The following is a 963-nucleotide window of genomic DNA, read 5'->3' on the forward strand; positions in this document are numbered from 1 at the left end:
ATGTTCTTTCCGGCTTTATCCCCTGATTCTGTGGATAACCGTATTACCGCCTTTGAGTGAGCTGACACCGCTCGCCGCAGTCGAACGACCGAGCGTAGCGAGTCAGTGAGCGAGGAAGCGGAAGAGCGCCTTATGTGACATTTTCTCCTTACGCTCTGTTGTGCCGTTCGGCATCCTGCCCTGAGCGTTATATCTCTGTGCTATTTTCTACTTCAAAGCGTGTCTGTATGCTGTTCTGGAGTTCTTCTGCGAGTTCGTGCAGCTTCTCACACATGGTGGCCTGCTCGTCAGCATCGAGTGCGTCCAGTTTTTCGAGCAGCGTCAGGCTCTGGCTTTTTATGAATTTTGCCATGTTGAGTGCGGTTTGCTGCTGCTTGTTCATCTTTCTGCTTTCTCCGTTCTGTCTGTCATCTGCGTCGTGTGATTATATCGCGCACCACTTTTCGACCGTCTTACCGCCGGTATTCTGCCGACGGACATTTCAGTCAGACAACACTGTCACTGCCAAAAAACAGCAGTGCTTTGTTGGTAATTCGAACTTGCAGACAGGACAGGATGTGCAAATGTAATACCGTCACCCGCGACGATATTCCGTTTGCCATCTGGTCAGGGCTTCGCCCCGACACCCCGTATCAGTGCGTACGTGCTCAATGTGGTTTCCGGTTCTCTTCCGCTTCCTCGCCCACTCGCTCACTAACGTTCGGTCGCTGGGGCTGCGGCGAGCGGTGCCACCTCTCGCATGTTGTCGGTGATTCCGCTGTTGTTCTTTCGGGGATGAGTCGTCAGATAGCCCTTCAAACGCGCTCAGAAGCTCTCAGACGCACGAGGCGGGGTTTAAATGCCCGTCAGGGCATGGAAGGCGCGAAAAACGCTTACAGAGCGTTTCAGGAGGTCAGGCGCGCCGATACCCCTAGCCAGGGGCTTTCAGGTCGCCAGGAACCGCGCCAGCCCCCTGCAAAGCCC

Annotated in this window: 2 protein-coding genes; one reads left to right on the top strand and one right to left on the bottom strand. The window is 54.7% G+C overall.

The annotated features are described in order from the left end of the window. Window positions 1-187: 187 nt before the first annotated feature. Entirely contained in the window at window positions 188-382 is a 195-nt protein-coding gene (locus K0778_RS26435) for a Rop family plasmid primer RNA-binding protein (protein ID WP_022631127.1), read from the bottom strand. A 173-nt stretch (window positions 383-555) separates the two neighbouring features. On the opposite strand from K0778_RS26435, the gene K0778_RS28200 reads away from it, so the two are divergent. Continuing rightward, a partial coding sequence (locus K0778_RS28200) for a rep protein (RefSeq protein WP_250666422.1) occupies window positions 556-963 on the top strand: 408 nt, incomplete at its 3' end.

Source organism: Escherichia sp. XD33, from assembly GCF_019375075.1.
Taxonomy (GTDB): Bacteria; Pseudomonadota; Gammaproteobacteria; order Enterobacterales; family Enterobacteriaceae; genus Enterobacter; species Enterobacter flexneri_A.

Coding starts and splice junctions, on each gene's coding strand:
- K0778_RS26435 (WP_022631127.1), bottom strand. CDS start 382: ATGAACAAGCAGCAGCAAACCGCACTCAACATGGCAAAATTCATAAAA.